Origin of the sequence: Halomonas elongata (assembly GCF_029081005.1) — a bacterium.
Classification (GTDB): Bacteria; Pseudomonadota; Gammaproteobacteria; order Pseudomonadales; family Halomonadaceae; genus Halomonas; species Halomonas elongata_B.
Map to the genome: position 1 here is coordinate 306,878 of NZ_JAJQTQ010000001.1, position 17,711 is coordinate 324,588.

19 protein-coding genes are annotated in these 17,711 nt (G+C 67.1%); 11 read left to right on the forward strand and 8 right to left on the reverse strand.

What is annotated here, in order from left to right; all coding sequences use genetic code 11:
- Nucleotides 1–26: 26 nt before the first annotated feature.
- Nucleotides 27–890, reverse strand: coding sequence for an ATP-binding protein (locus LU493_RS01430; protein ID WP_275285992.1), 864 nt, complete (start codon nucleotides 888–890; stop codon nucleotides 27–29).
- Nucleotides 891–1,108: 218 nt separating this feature from the next.
- Here LU493_RS01430 and LU493_RS01435 point away from each other — a divergent pair, with 218 nt between their 5' ends.
- Nucleotides 1,109–1,912, forward strand: coding sequence for a M48 family metallopeptidase (locus LU493_RS01435; protein ID WP_275285993.1), 804 nt, complete (start codon nucleotides 1,109–1,111; stop codon nucleotides 1,910–1,912).
- A gap of 3 nt (nucleotides 1,913–1,915) precedes the next feature.
- Here the strand turns inward: LU493_RS01435 and LU493_RS01440 are convergent, their stop codons facing one another.
- Genes LU493_RS01440 through dprA form a run of 5 tightly spaced genes read right to left on the reverse strand, consistent with a single transcriptional unit; the run spans nucleotide 1,916 to nucleotide 6,446 of the window.
- Nucleotides 1,916–2,950, reverse strand: coding sequence for an MDR family NADP-dependent oxidoreductase (locus LU493_RS01440; RefSeq protein ID WP_275285994.1), 1,035 nt, complete (start codon nucleotides 2,948–2,950; stop codon nucleotides 1,916–1,918).
- The gene (aroE, locus tag LU493_RS01445) at nucleotides 2,947–3,759 is read right to left on the reverse strand and encodes a shikimate dehydrogenase (RefSeq protein ID WP_275285995.1); all 813 of its coding nucleotides are present in this window, start codon (nucleotides 3,757–3,759) and stop codon (nucleotides 2,947–2,949) included. Before aroE ends, LU493_RS01440 begins: the two co-directional genes overlap by 4 nt.
- A complete protein-coding gene (gene hemF, locus LU493_RS01450) occupies nucleotides 3,756–4,691 on the reverse strand; it encodes an oxygen-dependent coproporphyrinogen oxidase (protein ID WP_275285996.1) in 936 nt (311 codons plus the stop codon). The genes aroE and hemF overlap by 4 nt, the downstream gene beginning before the upstream one ends.
- Nucleotides 4,692–4,750: 59 nt before the next feature.
- Nucleotides 4,751–5,308, reverse strand: coding sequence for an L-threonylcarbamoyladenylate synthase (locus LU493_RS01455; RefSeq protein WP_275285997.1), 558 nt, complete (start codon nucleotides 5,306–5,308; stop codon nucleotides 4,751–4,753).
- Nucleotides 5,309–5,345: 37 nt separating this feature from the next.
- Entirely contained in the window at nucleotides 5,346–6,446 is a 1,101-nt protein-coding gene (gene dprA, locus LU493_RS01460; RefSeq protein ID WP_275285998.1) for a DNA-processing protein DprA, read from the reverse strand.
- A gap of 162 nt (nucleotides 6,447–6,608) precedes the next feature.
- Between dprA and def the strand changes: the two genes are divergently transcribed.
- From def to LU493_RS01495, 7 genes are all read left to right on the forward strand, one after another.
- Nucleotides 6,609–7,121 (forward strand): peptide deformylase, encoded by a 513-nt coding sequence (gene def / locus LU493_RS01465; RefSeq protein ID WP_275285999.1) that lies wholly within the window; start codon nucleotides 6,609–6,611, stop codon nucleotides 7,119–7,121.
- 128 nt (nucleotides 7,122–7,249) lie between these two features.
- Nucleotides 7,250–8,230, forward strand: coding sequence for a methionyl-tRNA formyltransferase (fmt, locus tag LU493_RS01470; protein WP_275286000.1), 981 nt, complete (start codon nucleotides 7,250–7,252; stop codon nucleotides 8,228–8,230).
- Nucleotides 8,227–9,570 (forward strand): 16S rRNA (cytosine(967)-C(5))-methyltransferase RsmB, encoded by a 1,344-nt coding sequence (gene rsmB / locus LU493_RS01475; RefSeq protein ID WP_275286001.1) that lies wholly within the window; start codon nucleotides 8,227–8,229, stop codon nucleotides 9,568–9,570. Before fmt ends, rsmB begins: the two co-directional genes overlap by 4 nt.
- 28 nt (nucleotides 9,571–9,598) lie before the next feature.
- Nucleotides 9,599–9,802 (forward strand): dodecin, encoded by a 204-nt coding sequence (locus LU493_RS01480; protein WP_275286002.1) that lies wholly within the window; start codon nucleotides 9,599–9,601, stop codon nucleotides 9,800–9,802.
- A 101-nt stretch (nucleotides 9,803–9,903) separates the two neighbouring features.
- On the forward strand, nucleotides 9,904–11,277 hold the full coding sequence (trkA, locus tag LU493_RS01485; RefSeq protein WP_275286003.1) for a Trk system potassium transporter TrkA: 1,374 nt from the start codon (nucleotides 9,904–9,906) through the stop codon (nucleotides 11,275–11,277).
- A 43-nt stretch (nucleotides 11,278–11,320) separates the two neighbouring features.
- Nucleotides 11,321–12,769 (forward strand): TrkH family potassium uptake protein, encoded by a 1,449-nt coding sequence (locus tag LU493_RS01490; RefSeq protein WP_275286004.1) that lies wholly within the window; start codon nucleotides 11,321–11,323, stop codon nucleotides 12,767–12,769.
- Nucleotides 12,770–12,858: 89 nt separating this feature from the next.
- Nucleotides 12,859–14,091 (forward strand): TraB/GumN family protein, encoded by a 1,233-nt coding sequence (locus tag LU493_RS01495; RefSeq protein ID WP_275286005.1) that lies wholly within the window; start codon nucleotides 12,859–12,861, stop codon nucleotides 14,089–14,091.
- On the opposite strand, the gene LU493_RS01500 is transcribed toward LU493_RS01495, so the two are convergent.
- Together LU493_RS01500 and LU493_RS01505 are read right to left on the reverse strand one after the other, a co-directional pair.
- Nucleotides 14,088–14,843 carry a tRNA-uridine aminocarboxypropyltransferase gene (locus LU493_RS01500; protein ID WP_275286006.1) on the reverse strand — a complete coding sequence of 252 codons (756 nt, stop codon included), beginning with the start codon at nucleotides 14,841–14,843 and terminating at the stop codon, nucleotides 14,088–14,090. The two genes, LU493_RS01495 and LU493_RS01500, sit on opposite strands and share 4 nt — an antisense overlap.
- A gap of 59 nt (nucleotides 14,844–14,902) precedes the next feature.
- Nucleotides 14,903–15,640 carry an SIR2 family NAD-dependent protein deacylase gene (locus LU493_RS01505; RefSeq protein ID WP_275286020.1) on the reverse strand — a complete coding sequence of 246 codons (738 nt, stop codon included), beginning with the start codon at nucleotides 15,638–15,640 and terminating at the stop codon, nucleotides 14,903–14,905.
- A gap of 162 nt (nucleotides 15,641–15,802) precedes the next feature.
- Here LU493_RS01505 and LU493_RS01510 point away from each other — a divergent pair, with 162 nt between their 5' ends.
- The 3 genes from LU493_RS01510 to LU493_RS01520 are packed head-to-tail and all read left to right on the forward strand — an operon-like array spanning nucleotide 15,803 to nucleotide 17,637.
- Entirely contained in the window at nucleotides 15,803–16,573 is a 771-nt protein-coding gene (locus LU493_RS01510; protein WP_275286007.1) for a pseudouridine synthase, read from the forward strand.
- Complete coding sequence (tcdA, locus tag LU493_RS01515; RefSeq protein WP_275286008.1) at nucleotides 16,570–17,397, forward strand: tRNA cyclic N6-threonylcarbamoyladenosine(37) synthase TcdA; 828 nt, start codon at nucleotides 16,570–16,572, stop codon at nucleotides 17,395–17,397. The genes LU493_RS01510 and tcdA overlap by 4 nt, the downstream gene beginning before the upstream one ends.
- Nucleotides 17,398–17,412: 15 nt before the next feature.
- Nucleotides 17,413–17,637 carry a DUF1653 domain-containing protein gene (locus LU493_RS01520; RefSeq protein ID WP_275286009.1) on the forward strand — a complete coding sequence of 75 codons (225 nt, stop codon included), beginning with the start codon at nucleotides 17,413–17,415 and terminating at the stop codon, nucleotides 17,635–17,637.
- Nucleotides 17,638–17,711: the final 74 nt, after the last annotated feature.

Genomic DNA, 17,711 nt, shown 5'->3' on the forward strand with positions numbered 1-17,711 from the left:
CGGCGCCTTGTGTTCGGGGCGACGCGTCACGCCTCGAGACGCAACCGGCCGACCCATTGGCAGGCGAACTGCCAGGCCACTCGGCCACTTCGCCCCCCGCGCAGGGTGGCATAGCGAATCGCCTCGGCACGGGCCTCGTCGTTCCAGTCGCCCTCATCACCCAGCCAGTCGACCCAATGCGCGCAGGCGTCCAGATAGGTCGCCTGATCGAAGGGCCTGAACCCCAGCCAGAGCCCGAAGCGATCCGAGAGCGAGATCTTCTCCTCCACGGCGTCACCATGATGCAGTTCTTCGCCCACCAGGCGAGAGTCATCATTATCGTTCATCGACTCCGGCAACAGGTGCCGACGATTGGACGTGGCGTAGAGCAGGACATTCTCGGGTGGGCCGGTCAAGGTACCGTCGAGCACGCTCTTCAGGGCCTTGTAGGCGTCGTCATTCCCCTCGAAGGAGAGATCGTCGCAATAGACCACGAAACGATGGGGCTCACCACGCAAGCGTTCGACCAGTACCGGCAGGGCCGCCAGGTCATGGCGATCCACCTGCACCAGCCGAAGCCCCTCCTCGGCCAGATCATTGAGCAGTGCCCGTACCAGCGACGACTTTCCACCGCCCCGGGCTCCCCACAGCAGGGCGTGATTGGCCGGATAGCCACGCAGAAAGGCTCTCGTATTGTCGACCAGTGCCCGCTTCTGCCGCTCGATCCCCAGCAGATCATCCAGGCGAAGGGCATCCCTGGGCGGCACCGGTGTCAGGTTGCCACCCAGGGGGTGCCGCTGCCAGAGGGCCGCGACGTCGCGGCGCCAGTCGACCTCTACCGGCGTCGGCGGCAACCAGGGTTCCACTCGCTCCAGCACGCCGAGCAGACGCCTGGCCAGTTCATCATCCATCACGCAGTTCTCCGTCCAGCTGTCGTGTTTCCTGCTGTCACATCTCCCCGGGCAAGGCGGTCGTCGCGACAGGCATCAGGGGGGCATGATGCCATATTCTGAATGAGCCCCTGCCGTGCGCGATACGCTTCACGCGTCTGGTTGACCCGCCAGACAGGCACGGTATCTTGTCACCAAGCACAGCCCCGTTCCGGGGCCGATCCACGGAGGAAATCATCATGCGCTGGATGCACTGCCTCGCCGTGGGAGCGCTCGGCGTTTCCCTGGCGGCCTGTACGACCTCGCCGACCGGACGTTCGCAGCTGATGCTGATGTCCGACCAGGAGCTCGACCAGATGGGCGCCAAGGCCTTCGCCCAGTACCAGAGCGATCGACCCACCGTCGGCGGTGCGTCGTTGCAATATGTGCAGTGCATCACCGATGCCGTCGTGAAGGTACTGCCGGCCGAAGCCCGTCAGGAACAATGGCAGGTCCGCGTCTTCGAGGACGATGCGGCCAACGCCTTCGCCCTGCCCGGCGGCTACGTCGGCGTGAACACCGGCCTGCTCGACATCGCCGCCAATCAGGATCAGGTCGCCTCGGTCATCGGCCACGAGATCGGGCACGTGCTGGCCCACCATGCCAACGAGCGCGCCTCGACCCAGAGCGCCACCCAGATCGGCATTACGGTTGCCTCGGTGGCGGCAGCCGCCGCCGGCATCCAGGGGCCGACTCATGACGCGGCCATGTCGGCGCTGGGCATGGGGGCCCAGTATGGTGTCCAGTTGCCCTTCTCGCGCAGCCACGAGAGCGAAGCCGACGAGATCGGCCTGCAGTTGATGGCCCAGGCCGGCTTCGACCCCCGCGCCAGTATCGAACTGTGGCGCAACATGAGCCAAGCAGGGGGAGGCCAGCCACCGGAGTGGATGTCCACTCACCCTAGCCACGGTAGCCGCATTGCCGACCTGCAGGCCAACATGGATCCGGCCCTGGCCCGTTACCAGCAGGCCCGGCAGTCGGGTCGTACGCCCAACTGCCAGTAGGTTTCAGCGCAGGCGTACCACGCGCTTGCCGACGCCCCTGATGCCGCCGTCGCCGAAGAGCCCGCAGAAGGCCAGGGGCCAGTCGGCGAAGCCATCCACCACATCCAGGGGCGCCACCACCTCCGTCCACGTCGCCATGTCCTCCTGGAAGCGCGCCCAGTAGGCCGTCTCGTGTCCCGGTACCACGAACGGCTGCAGGTGCCCGCCCAGCGCCGCCACTCGGGATAGATTACGGGGCGCGCGTCGTGGGTCGGGCGAATGGTACTGTCCGACCAGTCCGCACAGCACCACGCGCCCCTCCGGCGCCAGGGCGTCGATAGCCGCCTCGAAGACATCGCCTCCCACATTCTCGACGTTCAGGTCGATGCCCTGCGGTGCGGCCTCCGCCAGTCGCGACGCGATGTCACTGTCGTGGTGGTCCAGCGCCGCTGCCACGCCCAGCCGCTCGACCAGCCAGTCTCGCCTGACGGCATCGCCGGCGGTGGCAATGACCCTCGCCCCGGCGCGGTGTGCCCATTGGATGGCCAGGCTACCTACCGCGCCCGCCCCGGCGGACACCAGCACGGTCTCGCCGGCCCGGGGAAGGCCATAACGGCGCATGGCGAGCCAGGCGGTGAAGCCGGTCATGCCGCGGGCATGCAGCCAGCGTTCAGGAGCGGGCGTATCGGCGGGTAGCGTCAAGGGCGGCAGGTTCGGCGATGCTCCCGGCCCAAGCCGGCAACGCTCGGCCACGGGCATGTGACCCACCACCCAATCGCCCTCGCGCCAGGGCCCGCGCGAGGCGACGACCCTCGCCAGTCCCCAAGCGGACAGGGCATCGCCGGGCCGCCATCGTGTCAAATAGTCATACCCCGAGGGCTGCATGCGCGTGCGCATGTAGGGGTCCACCGACAGCCAATGGGGTTCCAGCCAGGCCTCGCCCGGCGCGGGCGCCTCGAGAGGAACGCAACGCCAGGCGAAGTCCCCGGGCGCGGGGTGCCCCCGAGGCGTCCGCGCCAGATGCCAGGCGCGGACGACCTCATCCCGACCGGGTGTCACAGCGAGCGACGCAACCTGTCCAGCACCGGGGCCACATCGGGACGCTTGCCGCGCCACAGCAGGAAGGATTCGGCCGCCTGGCCGACCAGCATGCCCAGGCCGTCGATGCCTCTGGCACCGCGTTGACCAGCCCAGCGCAGGAAGACGGTTGGCTCGCTGCCGTACATCATGTCGTAGGCGACCCCGCCCTCGGCGAAGAGATCGTCGGGTAGTGGCGGCAGGTCGCCGGCGAGGCTGGCGCTGGTGCCATTGATGACCAGGTCGAAGGGACCGCGCACGACATCGAAGCCGCCACCGGCCACCTCGCCGAGATCCGCGAAATCGGCGGCCAGGGCCTCGGCCTTGGCCGCCGTGCGATTGGCGATCAACAGGCTGGCCGGGGCCGCCTCGAGCAGCGGCTCCAGCACGCCGCGCACCGCGCCTCCGGCGCCCAGCACCAGGATGCGGGCGCCGGCCAGGACGACATCCTGCCGACGCAGGTCGCCGACCAGCCCCAACCCATCGGTGGTATCGCCTCGTGTCTGGCCGTCCGCGTCCAGTACCAGGGTATTCACCGCCCCGGCCCGGCGGGCTCGATGACTGAGGGTGTCACAGAGTCGATGCGCCTCTTCCTTGAACGGCACCGTGACATTGGCCCCCCGACCGCCGTCGACCGTGAAGGCTCGCCAGGCACCGGCAAAGTCGTCCAGTGGCGCCTCGATGGCGACGTATTCGAGCGCCTCTCCGGTCTGCGCGGCGAAGGCGGCATGGATGGCCGGCGACTTCGAATGGCCGATGGGGTGGCCGAAGACACAGTACCGATCGCTCATTGGGCTTGCTCCTCCCGGGCCGCCTCACCGAGCCAGTCCCGGGGGCGTAGATAGTCATTCAATTCGGCTTCGGGGCTGCCCGTCTCGGGCTCCCAGCCGTATTCCCAGCGCGCCAGGGGCGGCATCGACATCAGGATCGACTCGGTACGCCCTCCGCTCTGCAACCCGAACAGGGTGCCGCGATCCCAGACCAGATTGAATTCCACGTAACGCCCACGACGGTACAACTGGAAATCGCGCTCGCGCTGCCCCCAGGGCGTCTCGCGCCGCCGTCGCACGATGGGCAGGTAAGCATCGAGGAAGCTGTCGCCCACCGCACGCTGGACGTCGAAGCAGCGTTCGAAGCCGCCCTCGTTCAGATCGTCGAAGAAGAGGCCACCGACGCCCCGGGTCTCGTCGCGGTGCTTGAGCATGAAGTAATCGTCGCACCACGCCTTGTAGCGCGGATAGACGTCATCGCCGAAGGGCGCACAGGCGTCCCTGGCGACACGATGCCAATGGCGCACATCGTCGAGGACGGGATAGAAGGGTGTCAGGTCATAGCCGCCTCCGAACCACCAGACCGGTGCCTCGCCCGCCTTCTCGGCGATCAGGAAGCGTACGTTGCCATGGCTGGTGGGCACGTGAGGATTCTCCGGATGCAACACCCAGGAGACGCCCACCGCATGAAAGCCCCGCCCCGCCAGCTCCGGTCGTGCGGCCGAGGCGGCGGCCGGCAGCGCCGCCCCATGTACATGGGAGAAGTTGACGCCTCCCTTTTCGAACACCGCGCCGTTCTCGATCACCCGGGAACGGCCGCCCCCTCCTTCTTCGCGATGCCAGCTATCCTCGCGGAAACCGGCCTGCCCATCCTCGGCGGCCAGGGCATCGCACAGGCGATCCTGCAGGTCGAGCAGGTAAGTCTTGACGTCATCGAGATGCGCGTGGGCCACGAAGCCTCCTCGGAATGCGACAGGTTGAAAAGCACGGTATGACACAAGGGGAAAACGCATCAGGCCCGCAGGATCCGACCGGTGACCAGGTCGCGGATGGTACTGGGACGCGCATGGCCCCCCAGGGGGCCATCGAGCAGGGCATCCAGCTCGTCGCCGAAAATGCGACGCACCGCATCGGCGCTCATCGCCGAGGACTCTCCGGCCCGGTTGGCCGAGGTCGACACCAGCGGGCCACCGAAGGCACGGCACAGCTCGACGACCCGCGGATGATCGCTGACACGCAATGCCACCCTGTCGTGTTCTCCCCTGACCAGTGCGGCAGCGCGTCCATTATCGGGCACCAGCCAGGTCGTGGGTTGTGTCTGCGGCTCGGCAAGCACCTCACGGTGCTCATCCGGCAGGCCCTCCAGCCAGGGCGCGAACTGGTCGAGGTCGGCGGCCACCAGGATCACGCCCTTGGCGGACTCTCGCCGCTTGATGTGCAGCAGGCGAGTCAGGGCCGAGGCATCGTCGGGGTCGCACCCCAGCCCCCAGACGGCTTCGGTGGGATAGGCGATCACGCCGCCCTCTCGCAAGGCGGCCACGGCGGTGTCGAGGGAACTGGCCTCAAGCATGGCGTTACATCCAACGAACTGACGACGACGGCCGATTCTAGCATGGCCCCGGCGACGTCGGCAGGCGTACCCAGCCGCCTGCCGCCTGACTCGCCCGTCCTTCCAGCTCCAGCGCCAGCAGGCGACGCTGGCAGTCCCCCACCGAAAATCCGGTCAGATCGACCAGGGCATCCACGGGTGTAGGCGTATCGCTGAGCCAGGCCAGCAGCGGATCGGTGTCGATTGCCTCCTCCGAGGTGCGACGATTCACCACGGGCGAGACGCGCCATTGAGCGAGTTCGCCGAGGATGTCATCCAGGCCCCTCACCAGGGCGGCCCCCTCCCGGATCAAATGCAGGCATCCGCGTGCCTGGGGATTGTGGATCGAGCCGGGCAGGGCGAAGACATCGCGTCCCTGCTCGGCCGCCAGCCGGGCGCTGACCAGCGAGCCACTGCGCTCGGCGGCCTCCACCACCAGCACGCCCCGCGACAAGCCGGTAATGAGGCGGTTACGGCGGGGAAAGAACGCCGCCCTTGCCCGGGTGCCCGGCGCATGCTCGGAAAGCAACAGGCCGCCGGGCTCGCGCAGCCGTTCGTAGAGGCGTCGATGACGGGCCGGATAGATCACGTCCACGCCGCATCCCAGCACCGCGATGCTGCGGCCGCCGGCCTCCAGGGCCGTCTGCTGGGCGATGCCGTCGATGCCGAGTGCCATGCCGCTGACCACACACCAGCCTCGTTCGGCGAGCCCACGGGCAAAACCGGCAGCGTTACCACTGCCCTCGCGGGTCGGGCGCCGGGTGCCCACCAACGCCAGGCGCGGCGCTTCCAGGGCATCGAGGTCTCCCAGTGCCCAGAGCACCGGTGGCGGGTCAGCGATCTGATCCAACACCTCGGGCCAGGACGGATGGCCGGGATACAGCAGATGGCGATCGGGCGAGGCATCGAGCCAGTCGAGCTCGGTGGCGATTCTCGCCGCCAACGGACTCTGCGCGGGATGTTCGAGGCATAACCGCAGGGCCTGGGCAGCCGGCCGCGGCAAGGCAGCCAACCAGCCATCCGGCCAGGGTGGATCGCTCGCCGCCAGTTCGGCGAGCCGCGCGGCTCCCATGCCCGGTAACAGGGACAAGGCCAGCCAGTCCGTGGCGCTGCGCTGCATGGGCGAATCTCCTTGTCCGGGTCGTGACGGTCCCCGGAACATCGCCGAGATGCTATAGTCGAATCCTATCGAGACGATGCATGGCGGGTGGTTTCCCCCGCGCACCTCGCCTCCTAGAATAGACGTATATTTCGTATGACTGTACAACGGTGACCCTACGCCATGGCCAAACTCCCCATCCTCGAATTCCCCGACGAACGGCTGCGCACCGAGGCCGCCGAAGTCGAGACGGTCGACGACGAGGTGCGCCGGCTGGTCGACGACATGCTCGAGACCATGTATGACGCCCGAGGCATCGGACTGGCCGCCACCCAGGTGGACGTGCATCGCCGCGTCATCGTCATGGACGTCAGCGATGACCAGAGCACGCCCCTGGTGCTGATCAACCCCAAGGTCACCCCGATCGGCGACGAGCGTGAGCCGATGCAGGAAGGCTGCCTGTCGATTCCCGAGTACTACGCCGAAGTTCCCCGGGCCCTCAAGGTCCGCCTCGAGGCCCTCGACCGCCAGGGCGAGCCCTATGAGCTCGAGGCCGAGGGGCTGCTCGCCCATTGCATTCAGCACGAATGCGATCACCTGCGCGGCGTGCTCTTCGTCGATTACCTGTCGCCGCTCAAGCGCGACCGGGTGATGAAGAAGATGCAGAAGCGTCACAAGCAACAGCAGCCGGCCTGACCGCCGCCCCCGCCATATTGCCTCGCCATCCCGCATGGGGCAGTGCTGTCGTTGACGGCACTGCCCTTCGTCGTTTGCGGTCGGCTCCGTTATCATAAGGGGCATCCATTTCGGCAAGGCCCCTCGACATGTCCCGATCCCTGCGCGTCATCTTCGCCGGCACACCCGACTTCGCCGCCGCGAGTCTGGAAGCCTTGCTGGCGAGCCATCACCGCGTCGTCGGCGTCTATACCCAGCCCGACCGAGCCGCCGGTCGTGGTCGCAAGCTGACCGCGAGCCCCGTCAAGGTCCTGGCCCGGTCACACGACCTGCCGGTCTACCAGCCGGCATCCTTGCGGTCCCCCGAGGCCCGATCACAGCTGGCGGCCCTGGACGCCGACCTGATGGTGGTGGTCGCCTACGGTCTGATCCTGCCTCGCGAGATCCTCGACACCCCCCGGCTGGGCTGCATCAATGTGCATGCGTCGTTGCTGCCGCGCTGGCGCGGGGCGGCGCCGATCCAGCGGGCCATCGAGGCCGGCGACACCCAGAGCGGCGTGACGCTGATGCAGATGGACGAGGGCCTGGATACCGGCGACATGCTGCTCACCCGGCAAACGCCCATCACGGCCACCACCACCGGGGGAAGGCTCCACGATACCCTGGCCGAACTGGGCGGCGAGGCCCTGGTCGAGACCCTGGACGCCCTCGCCGGTCCCGGTCTCGTCCCCAGCCCCCAGCCCGACGACGGCGTCACCTATGCCGCCAAGCTGTCCAAGGCCGAAGCCGAACTGGATTTCCGCGAGACCGCCGCGACCCTCGCCGCACGGATTCGCGCCTTCAACCCCTGGCCGGTGGCCTGGTGCTCGCTCGGTAACGAGCGCCTGCGCCTGTGGCTGGCCGAACCCGACGAATTCGCAAGCCACGAAACAAGCGTCACACCGGGCACCCTGCTCGAACCCGCCGATGACGCCCTGCGTGTCGCCTGTGGTGATGGGGTACTGCGCGTGACCCGGGCACAACTGCCCGGTGGCAAGCCCCTGGACATCGCCGAATTGCTGCGGGCCCGAGTGGACCGCTTCACCGTCGGAACACGACTCGGAACACCTGATCGGGAGACACCCGCATGAGCCAGCAGCGACGCAACGCCGGACGCAGCAAGTCCCTCGACAATGGCCTGGCCGTGCGTGCCGCCGCCGCTCGGGCGATCGCACCGGTGATCACCGGCAAGAAGTCACTGAACGATCTCGACGAGCACCAGGTCGTGGCCCGGGACCGGGGGCTCTTCAAGGAACTCTGCTTCGGCACCTGCCGAGCCCTGCCCCGCCTGGAGGCCCTGGCGGGGCAACTGCTGGAAAAGCCCTTCAAGACGCGCGATGCCGACATCCAGGCCCTGTTGCTGGTGGGCATCTACCAACTGCTGTATCTACGTGTCCCCGCCCACGCCGCCGTGGGAGAGACCGCCGGCGCCGCACGGCTGCTGAGCAAGGCCTGGGCCACCCGCGTGCTCAACGGTTGCCTGCGACGCCTTCAGCGAGACAGCGCGGCGCTGCAGGCCGAGGTGGATCGCGACCCGGCGGTGGCCATGCTGCATCCGCGGTGGTGGGTGAAGACATTCCGCCAGGCCTGGCCCGACGACTGGCGGTCGATCTGCGACGCCAACAACCAGCCAGGCCCCATGACGCTCAGGGTCAATCGTCGCCACGGCGACCGAGAAATGTACCTGGAACGCCTCGACTCGCCCGGTGCGCGACTCTGTCCCCATGCCCCCGATGGCCTGACCCTGGAGACACCCTGTGATGTCGCCGACTTGCCGGGCTTTCGCGAAGGTCATGTCAGTGTTCAGGACGAATCCGCCCAACTGGCCGCCGTGCTGCTGGGACCGGTGATCGCCCCCCGGCCCGGCGCGCGGGTGCTGGACGCCTGCTGCGCCCCCGGCGGCAAGGCCGCACACCTGCTGGAACTGTTCGACATCGACCTGCAGGCGATCGACAGCGACGATGCCCGCCTGGCGCGGGTCGAGGACACCCTGGCACGGCTCGGTCTGGGGGCCTCCCTGGCCCATGGCGATGCCACCGATCGGGACTGGTGGGATGGCACCGCCTTCGACGCCATCCTGCTCGACGCCCCCTGTTCCGGCAGCGGCGTGATCCGGCGTCATCCCGACATCAAGCGCCTGCGCCGTCCATCGGACATCGCCAAGCTCGCCGACTTGCAGGCACGCCTGCTGGACAACCTCTGGCCCCTGCTCGCGCCGGGCGGCACCCTGCTCTATGCCACCTGCTCGGTGCTGCCGGAGGAAAATGCCGATCAGGTCCAGGCCTTCCTCGAACGCACCCCGGACGCCGAAGTCACCACCCCGGACGGCCTCGCCTGGGGGCGTCCCGCCGGTGCGGGACGCCAGCTTCTGCCGAGTCCCGACAGCCACGATGGCTTCTTCTATGCCAGACTGAGGAAAGTCACCATCTGACGCTGCATCGCAACCAGAGGATTGTCATATGCACCACACCTACAAGCACATCGAGTTGACCGGCTCCTCCGACAAGGGCATCGAGGACACCATCCAGGGCACGTTGAGCAAGGCGTCGGAAAGCCTGCACGGCATGCGCTGGTTCGAGGTCATCGATACCCGTGGACATATCGAACATGGCCGGGTGGCCCATTGGCAGGTGACGATCAAGGTCGGTTTCACCCTCGACTGAGCCCCTCGCCTGTTCTTCCTTCGGCGACTGGTTTAGGCTTTCCGCCACCAAAAACGGCGGTGCCCATAGCGCCCCCTCATCCCTGCGGACTGTGATACGCGATGAAGATCATCATCCTCGGTGCCGGCCAGGTCGGCGGCACCCTGGCCGAACACCTGGCCCGCGAAGAAAACGACATCACGGTGGTGGACACCGATGCCGACCGCCTTCGCGAACTGCATACTCGCCTGGACATCCGCACCGTGACCGGCGCCGGTTCCTACCCCATGGTGCTTCGCCAGGCCGGCGGCGAGGACGCCGACATGCTGATCGCGGTGACCAACACCGACGAGGTCAACATGATCGCCTGTCAGGTGGCCCACACCCTGTTCCGCACGCCGACCAAGATCGCCCGGGTGCGTGCCACCGCCTACCTGACCCGCAAGGGGCTCTTTGCCCATGAAGCAGTGCCCATCGATGTGCTGATCAGTCCCGAGCAGGTGGTGACCGACCATATCCGCCGCCTGATCGAGCACCCCGGCGCCCTGCAGGTCCTGGAGTTCACCGGTGGCCTGGTACAGCTCGTCGCGGTCAAGGCCTACTACGGCGGCCCCCTGGTCGGTCAGGAGCTCGGCTTCCTGCGTCGCCACATGCCCAGCGTCGACACCCGTGTCGCTGCCATCTATCGCCGCAACCGTCCCATCATTCCACGTGGCGACACCGTCATCGAGGCCGACGACGAGGTCTTCTTCATCGCCGCCCGTCGCGACATCCGTGCGGTGATGAGCGAGCTGCGTCGCCTGGAACGCGATTTCCGTCGCATCGTCATCGTCGGCGGCGGCAACATCGGCGAGCGTCTGGCCGAGCATCTGGAGCACAGCCACCAGGTCAAGATCGTCGAGCGTAGCCTCGAACGCTGCACCCAGCTCTCCGAACGTCTCGACCGCACCGTGGTGCTGCACGGCAGCGCCACCAGCAAGCGCCTGCTGGAAGAAGAGAACATCGAGGACTGCGATATCTTCTGCGCGCTGACCAACGACGACGAGGTCAACATCATGTCGTCGATGCTGGCCAAGCGAATGGGCGCCAAGAAAGTGCTGACGCTGATCAACAACGCCGCCTACGTGGACCTGGTCCAGGGTGGCGAGATCGACATCGCCATCTCCCCCCAGCAGGCCACCATCGGTAGCCTGCTGACCCATGTGCGACGCGGCGACATCGTCAATGTGCACTCGCTGCGGCGCGGGGCCGCCGAAGCCATCGAGGCCATCGCCCACGGCGACACCCAGTCGTCCAAGGTCGTGGGCCGCGCCATCGGTGACATCGATCTGCCCAGCGGCACCACCATCGGGGCCGTGGTCCGGGGCAAGGAGGTCTTGATCGCCCATGATGATGTGGTCGTCGAATCCGGCGACCACATCATCCTGTTCGTCATCGACAAGCGCCGCATCCGTGATGTCGAGCGACTTTTCCAGGTGGGACTGACCTTCTTCTGATGGAGTTCACCATGTCGACAGGGACGACGAGGGGGATCATCGCATGAGCCTGCGCATGATCCTGCGCATCCTGGGCCTGCTGCTGATGATGTTCAGCCTGACCATGGTGCCGCCCATCCTGATCTCGCTGCTGTTCGCCGATGGCATGTGGCAGGCCTTCGTGGTGGCCCTGGCCATTACCGTGGCCACCGGCGCCCTGATGTATCTGCCCAACCGCCATGCACGCAAGGAGCTGCGAACCCGCGACGGCTTCCTGATCGCGGCCCTGTTCTGGAGCGTGCTGGGACTCTTCGGCTCCCTGCCGCTGATGCTCACCGGCGCCTCGGCGCTCTCGCCCACCGACGCGGTCTTCGAGTCCTTCTCCGGCCTGACCACCACCGGTGCCACCGTGATCACCGGCATCGACCTGCTGCCCGAGGCGATCCTCTACTATCGCCAGCAGCTCCAGTGGCTCGGCGGCATGGGGATCGTGGTGCTGGCGGTGGCGATCCTGCCGACGCTCGGCGTCGGCGGCATGGCGCTGTACCGCACCGAGATCCCCGGCCCCCTCAAGGATTCCAAGCTGACGCCGCGCATCACCGAGACGGCCAAGGCCCTGTGGTACATCTACGCCACCCTGACGGTCACCTGCACCCTGGCCTACATGGCTGCCGGGATGAACTGGTTCGATGCCCTGGGGCACAGCTTCTCCACCGTGGCCATCGGCGGTTTCTCCACGCATGACGCCAGCATCGGCTACTTCGACAGCGCCGTGATCGAGCTGATCTGCGCCGCCTTCCTGCTGATCTCGGCCTTCAGCTTCAGCCTGCACTTCGTGGCCTGGCGGGAACGCCGCCTGACCCACTATTTCCAGGATCCGGAAGCACGCTTTCTGATGCTGTTCCTGGCCGGCCTGATCGTCATCACCTCGGTCTCGCTCTGGCTCACCAGCGACTACGAGACCGTCGAGGGCCTGCGCCACGCCGTCTTCGAGGTCGTGTCGGTGGCCACCACTGCCGGCTTCTCGGTGGCCGACTTTTCCACCTGGCCCGGCGCGCTGCCCTTCCTGCTGTTCGTGGCCGCCTTCGTCGGCGGCTGTTCCGGCTCCACCGGCGGCGGCATGAAGGTGATTCGCATCATCCTGATCCTCAAGCAGGGCATGCGCGAGGTAATGCGCCTGATTCATCCCAGCGCGGTGATCACGGTGAAGATCGGCAAGGTCAGCGTGCCGGATGGCATCGCCCAGGCGGTGTGGGGATTCTTCTCGGCCTATGTAATGCTGTTTTTCCTGATGCTGGTCGGCGTGATGGCCACCGGCGTCGATCAGGTCACCGCCTGGTCCACGGTGGGGGCGACCCTGAACAACCTGGGCCCGGCACTCGGCGATGCCTCGGCCCACTACGGCGACCTGCCGAACATGGCCAAGTGGATACTGGTCGTCGCCATGCTGCTCGGGCGCCTGGAAATCTTCACCGTGGTGGTGCTGTTTACCCCCGCTTTCTGGCGCAAGTAGCAAAGCCAATGCAAGTGCCGCGTCGGGTTTGGCCCGCCGGCGGCCTTCGTGGATAATCGACCCTTCACATTTTCAAGGCCCGAGCGCCCATGACCGACACTCAGGACTGCGCCATCGCCGAACCGCCCGCCGAGACCCTCGGCCCGCGCCGAACCCTGCAGGTGGGCGAGACCCGCTATACCCTGCTGGGCACTGCCCACGTCTCCGCCCGGAGCGCTGACGAAGTACGCGGGCTGATCGATTCCGGCGAATTCGACGCCGTGGCCATCGAACTGTGCGATTCACGCCATCAGAACCTCTCCAATCCGGACGCCCTCGGCGAGCAGGACCTGTTTCAGGTCTTCCGCCAGGGCAAGGCCGGCATGGTGGCGGCCAGCCTCGCCCTGGGCGCCTTCCAGCAACGCGTCGCGGAACAGTCGGGCATCGAACCCGGGGCCGAAATGCGCGCCGCCGTCGAGGGCGCACGTGCCCATGACCTGCCGCTGTCGCTGATCGACCGCGATGTCGGCGTGACCCTCAAGCGCATCTATCACAATGTGCCCTGGTGGCAACGCTTCTCGCTGTTCTCGGGCCTGCTCGGTGGCGTGCTGTCCCGCCAGGATGTCTCCTCGGAAGACATCGAGCGACTCAAGGAAGGCGACGTGCTGGAATCCACTTTCCGCGAGTTCGCTACCCAGTCCGAGTCGCTCTATACCCCGCTGATCAGCGAACGCGACCGCTACATGGCGCTGCGACTGGCCGAGCTTTGCCCGCCCGGCCGCTATCGCCATGTGCTGGTGGTGATCGGCGCCGGGCACCTGCAGGGCATGGCCGAACACCTCGAGGCACCGTTGCCCGAATCGCCGACCAGCGAGCGCGAGCATCTGGAGGTCACCCCGCCTCGCTCCAGGGTCTGGAAGGCGATCCCCTGGCTGATCACGGCGCTGGTCCTCACCGGCTTCGCCATCGGCTTTTCGCGCAACACGGAGCTGGGCTGGCAACTGGTCGGCGAATGGTTCCTGATCAACGGCCTGCTGTCCGGCGCGGCCACCCTGGCGGCCCTGGCCCATCCCCTTACCGTACTGGCCACGGTGTTCGCCGCGCCCCTTACCTCGCTGAACCCCACCATCGGCGCCGGCTTCGTCGCCGCCGGTGTGGAACTGGCCCTGCGCAAGCCCAAGGTCCGCGACTTCGCCACCCTTCGCCATGACGTCACCGACTGGAAAGGCTGGTGGCGCAATCGGGTGGCCCGCACCCTGCTGGTGTTCTTGACCGCCACGCTCGGCTCCGCCGCCGGTACCTGGATCGCCGGACTGCGCATCGCCGGCACCCTGTTCGGCTAGGCGTCCTGCCGCGCCGCCAGCAGCCGACGCATCGCCGGCGTCGGCTCCGTCCGCCTGGTGTGGCGGCGGCTGGCGGCGTAGTTGTCGTTGAAGACGTCGAAATAGTCGTCGAGCACCTCGGCGGCCCACTCGTCACCGGCCTGGCGCAACAGTTCCGCCGCCACCTCGGCGGTGCACAGATGGTCCCTGGAGGCCGGTTTGCGCAGTCGATAGCGGGTCTGTCGATCGGTGACCAGCGGCAGCACCGGCAGGGTCGCCAGATAGGGGCTGCGGCGAAAGATGCGGCGAGCCTGTCGCCAGGTACCATCGAGGAGAAGGAAGACGGGAATTCGACCGGCATCCTGATCCTCGATCACACGATCCATGCCCACCACCCGCTCGGCATACCCCTCCTGATCGTCGGGGAAGACGACGAAGGGCGCATAGCGCGCGTCCGCCAGCAGCTCGAGCAGCCGTTCGTCCGGCGCCGTGCGGTACCAGGTGAAGACCTCGGTGTCCGGCAGGACATCGCGGATCAGACGGCCGGTATTGGTGGGCTTGTAGTGCTCGAGCGGATGCGTCAACAGCCATACCCGGGAGCAACTCTCGGCGCGCACCCGGTAAGGGCACAGGCAGTTGAGGTGCGGCAGATTGCACGACTCGCAGCGCACCACGAAGCTGCCGCGCGCCTTGAACTCGCGTCGTGGCGGCGATTCGGGGCCAGAGGGCGAGTCGGTATCGGGGGAGAATGGCGTCGAGGAATCGTCCTGCATGCTTCACTGGCGTGTCGGTGATAAGGAAGGGCGGCATTCTAGCATGCCTGCCAATCGCTCTATCCGCCGAACACCCCCTCGGGCAGCCACAGGCGGCCCTCGCGCCGCCAGTGGCGCGCCAGCAGGGGCACGCCTTCTCCGGCGGGCAGGGCCAGCCCCTGCACACCGGTTGCCGTCAGCTCATGAGCCTCGGGGTCGACCAGCACCCGAGGCGCCGCCATGGGCGCCTCATCGATCAATGAAGCGGCCGGCATCACCGCCAGCGACGTCCCCACCACCAGCAGCAGATCGGCGTCGGCGACGACCTCACGGGCCTCGTCGAAACGAGGCACCGCCTCGCCGAACCACACCACATCGGGCCGCAGCTGACTGCCCTTGTCGCAGACATCGCCCAGGGCGATGCCGCCGCGAGGCAGCGGATAGCGCATGCGACTATCCACCGAGGAGCGCGCCTTGAGAATCTCGCCATGCAGGTGCACGACCCGACGTGAACCGGCTCGCTCGTGCAGGTCGTCGATATTCTGGGTGACGATGCTGACCCGGAAGCCCCCGGCCTCGAGCCGCGCCAGTGCCTTGTGGGCCGCATTGGGACGCGCGCGACGCACCTGGTCGCGACGTGCATTGTAGAAGCGCAGGACGCGCCCGGGATCCCGGGCCCAGGCTTCCGGGGTCGCGACCTCCTCGATGGGATGGTCGGCCCAGAGTCCGTCGGCGGCGCGAAAGGTCTGGATACCGCTCTCGGCGCTGATGCCAGCACCGGTCAGTACCACCAGATGAGCGGTCGAACGAGACTCCATCACGTGTTGTCCTCCTGACAGGCGTCAGACATCAAGGCCATGCTCCACCCTTCCGGCCACATCAACCGGCAGGATACGAACCGCCTGCCATGATGACCACCATGGATGACATCCGCGCACCGCGCAGCGACAATGGCGCCTTCATTGTCAGCCGATGCCACCATGACCGAAGCATTGCCCATCCTCCATCGCGATGACCACCTGATCGCCGTGCACAAGCCGGCGGGCATGCTCGTGCACCGCAGCGCCCTGGCCAGGGGCGAGCGGCACTTCCTGCTGCAGACCCTGCGCGACCAGATCGGTCAGCGTGTCTATCCGGTCCATCGTCTCGATCGCCCCACGTCGGGCTTGATGGTGTTCGCCCTCGACTCGGAAATCGCCGGCCACCTGGCGGATGCCTTCGCCGCGCATCGAGTGACCAAACGCTATCTGGCAGTCGTGCGTGGCCTGGGGCCCGAGTCCGAACGCCTCGACTACGCCCTGCGTGACGAGGATGGGCGCCGCCCCAAGGCCGAGATGCCGGCACGAGAAGCACGCACCGACGTGCGCCGCCTGGACAGCGTGGAGTTGCCGGTCAGCGTCGATCGCTACCCGAGTGCTCGCTATTCATTGATGGAGGCCTGCCCGCGCACCGGTCGACGCCACCAGATCCGTCGCCACCTGTCGCGCCGCGGCTACCCCATCATCGGCGATGCCAAGCACGGCAAGGGCGTCCACAACCGCTTCTTCGCCGACCAGCTGGCCTGTCCCCGCCTGCTGCTCGCCGCTGTGGAGCTGGGCTTCGATCACCCGGTCGACGGCCGTCGCCTCACCATCGGTTGTGCCCTCGACGCGTCAATGACCGCCCTTTTCCAACGCTTCGGCTGGTCGGGCCACCTGCCCGCCAATGACCGCAATACCTCAACTTCACCTCATACGATGACGATGCCATGAACGATCCCTTCATGCCTTCCACGCCCTCGCAGAGCGACGACCACGAACTGCGCTTCGGCGGCATCCGGCGTCTCTACGGCACGCGAGCCGCGGCACGCTTCCGGCAGGCCCATGTGGTGGTAGCCGGGGTGGGTGGCGTGGGCAGCTGGACCGTCGAGGCTCTGGCCCGCTCCGGCATCGGTCGGTTGACCTTGATCGACCTGGACGACGTCTGTGTCTCCAACGTCAATCGCCAGTTGCACGCCCTGGACGGCACCATCGGGCGTCCCAAGGTAGAGGTACTCGCCGAACGCTGCCGCGCGATACAACCCGGGATCGAGGTCATCGCCGACACCGCCTTCGTCACGCCCGGCAACCTGGCCGAGCGCCTGCCCGAGGACACCGATCATGTGGTCGACGCCATCGACAGCGTGGTCGCCAAGGCAGCGCTGATCGCCTGGTGCAAGCGACGCAAGCTGCCGATCACCGTTACGGGTGCCGCCGGTGGCCAGACCGACCCTACACGGATTCGCACCGCCGACCTCACGCGTACCGAGCACGACCCGCTATTGGCCAAGGTCCGCGCTCGCCTGCGCCGCGATCATGGCTTCTCGCGCAATCCTCGGCGCCGCTTCTCGGTGGAGTGCGTCTATTCCGACGAACAGCTGATCTACCCCGACGCCGACGGCGAGGTGTGTCACACCAAGCCCGGCGCCGGCGAATCGACACGCCTCGATTGCGCTTCGGGCTTCGGCGCCGCCACCTTCGTCACCGGCAGCTTCGGCTTCACGGCCGCCAGTCGCGTCCTGGCACGACTGGCCCGCGACGCCGTCCCCGCTCACTGAACACGGAGATCCACGATGGAAGCGCAACGCCCCGTTCCGGGTATCTATCGTCACTACAAGGGTCCGCTCTACGAGGTCATCGGCGTGGCCCATCACAGCGAGACCGAAGAACCCCTGGTGGCCTACCGCGCCCTGTATGGCGACTACGGCCTCTGGGTGCGTCCCCTGTCGATGTTCATGGAAATCGTCGAGATGCAGGGGGAACCGCTGCCGCGCTTCGCCCTGGAGAAAAGGTTTTAAGCTGGAAGCTGGAAGCTGGAAGCTGGAAGCTGGAAGCTGGAAGCTGGAAGCTGGAAGCTGGAAGCTGGAAGCTG